Origin of the sequence: Vibrio sp. 1562 (genome assembly GCF_033340155.1) — a bacterium.
GTDB classification, from domain to species: Bacteria; Pseudomonadota; Gammaproteobacteria; order Enterobacterales; family Vibrionaceae; genus Vibrio; species Vibrio alginolyticus.
Genome location: NZ_JAWOVY010000068.1, coordinates 1 through 2,488, shown reverse-complemented (window position 1 = coordinate 2,488; position 2,488 = coordinate 1). Strand labels below are relative to the sequence as shown.

Below are 2,488 nucleotides of genomic sequence, written 5' to 3'. Positions count from 1 at the left end.
TCATTTATGTCGGCAGCAAAGATGGAGCGATGGAACACAAGTTCGGTAAAACACAGTTGGTCGACTTAAAAGGCAAAACTATGTTGCCTGGCTTTGTTGATCCGCACAGTCATGTGTATGGTGTTGGTCTGCAAGCCATGGTCGCAAACGTGCTGCCATCTCCTGATGGCGAAGCCGATACCGTTGCGAAAATCATAGAAACTCTGAAAAATGCCGAGAACAATAATACGCAACGCCTATTCATTGAGAAAACCGGATGGATTTTAGGTTTTGGTTACGACGACGCCCAACTGGATTACTACCCTACCAAAGCGGATCTCGATAAAGTCAGCACAGATAAGCCTGTATTGATCATCCACACTTCGGGGCATTTGAGTGTCGCGAACAGTAAAGCGTTAGAGCTAGCAGGCATCACGGCAAAATCGGAAGATCCAAAAGGTGGCATTATCCGCCGAATGGAAAACAGCCAAGAACCCAATGGGGTCCTAGAAGAAAACGCGCACTTTGCAATGCTGTTCAACCTCAATAAGTTGATTGATTCTGAACTTCAAGATCGCATGTTAGAAGCGTCGCAAAGTATGTACGCGAAATATGGCTATACCACGGCTCAAGAAGGGCGAGCAACATCAGAAGGTTATGAAGCGATGAAACGCGCGTCGAAAAACGACAAGCTGATGATCGACTTGGTTGCGTACGCCGATATGGTATCGAGCAGTGATTTTATGGACTCAGAATACAACACGCCAGAGTACACAAACCATTTCCGCATCGGTGGCGTAAAGCTGAACTTTGATGGATCTCCACAAGGTAAAACGGCATGGCTAAGTCAGCCTTACTTCCACCCGCCACATGGACAAGATAAAGACTACGCTGGCTACCCAACCTTTGAAGATCAACAAGCTTACGATTACGTAGAAACGGCCTTTAAAAATGAATGGCAAGTGCTGACGCATGCCAATGGTGACGCAGCGATCGAGCAATTTATTAATGCAGTGACCAAAGCAAATGAAAAGCTAGGAAAACAAGACCGCCGACCTGTACTCATTCACGGCCAAACCATGCGCCAAGACCAAGTGGATCGCTTAGCTGCGCAAGGCATCTTCCCTTCTCTATTCCCAATGCATACTTTTTATTGGGGTGACTGGCATGTGGACTCGGTACTCGGCCATCCTCGTGCCGATTTCATTTCACCAACTCAAGCGGTGAGAAAGGCAGGGTTAAAGTTCAGTACTCACCATGACGCACCTGTGGCGCTGCCAAGTTCATTCCGAGTATTGGATGCGACCGTCAATCGCACCACCAGAACCGATAAAGTACTGGGTGCAGATCAGCGCGTTGACACGTACACCGCGCTGCAAGCCATGACCATTTGGCCAGCTTACCAACACTTTGAGGAGTCGTATAAAGGTTCTATCGAAGTGGGTAAGAATGCGGATTTAATCATCCTCGATAACAACCCGATGAAGATTGAACCTAAGGCGCTAAAAGACCTAAACGTGGAAGAAACCATCAGCAGAGGTCAATCGGTTTATCAACGACAGTAATCCAAAATAAAACACCGCCGCTATCGAGGCGGTGTTTTCTATCTGACTCACCAAGCACTATCTATTTGCTCGCCACTAGCTTCGCTAACCAAGTAGGAAACTTTTCGTATTTAAGAATAAACCACACCTAAGCAAAGGTGGATTAATCAAAATCAGAAGGTCGTTTTGAGGGCGGCTTTAACAGCCTGATTCAACTTACTTAGCACCAATTCAAACACCCAACGAATAAAGGAATAAGTAAATTTGATCGCGATATTTGCACCTTTCCCCGCAAATACCAACATGTGGCCAAGTAAACCTTTTACGCGTTCAGAAAATTCGCTAGAGAGTTCTGAAATCTTAACCATTGATCGAGCAATGGCATCATAAATGGTAGCAATCGCAGAGCTTACATTTTGCAGGGCAAAGACTGACGCCGCAGCCCCACCATCAACTAACAACGTAAGGAGCGCTGCCGAGATTTTATCTGCCCAATCAGCAGAAGGTGTGGCTTGAAGTCGATTCTCATAGTTTAAAACTACGCGTTTAAAAGTGGAGCTTGCCTTTTGAAAGCCAAGGCTATCCCAGGTTGCAGTCTGTGTATAAGAACTGTACTCCGCCATAAAATGTGCGCTAGGAAAAAGACCTTGAGCACGATTCAATATGTTCTCCGAACCATCATAAGACACATGCTAAACAGGCCATACTGGCGCTTTTGTTACGGGGTCCGCACCATTGACACAACGGAAATGCGTCGATATTCGAGATGATGAGTTGATCGAAAAAGATTTCATTCCGACTCTTGGTGAGCCAAAAGTATATAAGTTAACTCTGCCTTTAAACTCTGGAGAAGCAGAAATCCAATTAGCAACCAGAGTCGCTAATGCACCACCTAAACTGTGTCCAACACAATGTATAGTACCGTTAGCGGTTACCGGATTATCACGAAGAAAACGAGTTAGACC

1 protein-coding gene and 1 pseudogene are annotated in these 2,488 nt (G+C 45.8%); one reads left to right on the top strand and one right to left on the bottom strand.

Annotated features, from left to right (window positions below):
- On the top strand, nucleotides 1-1,544 hold a 1,544-nt coding region (locus R7Z49_RS23170; protein ID WP_318112094.1), incomplete at its 5' end, for an amidohydrolase.
- A 152-nt stretch (nucleotides 1,545-1,696) separates the two neighbouring features.
- Here the strand turns inward: R7Z49_RS23170 and R7Z49_RS23165 are convergent.
- Nucleotides 1,697-2,488: pseudogene (locus tag R7Z49_RS23165) on the bottom strand (lipase family protein); the annotation flags it as partial.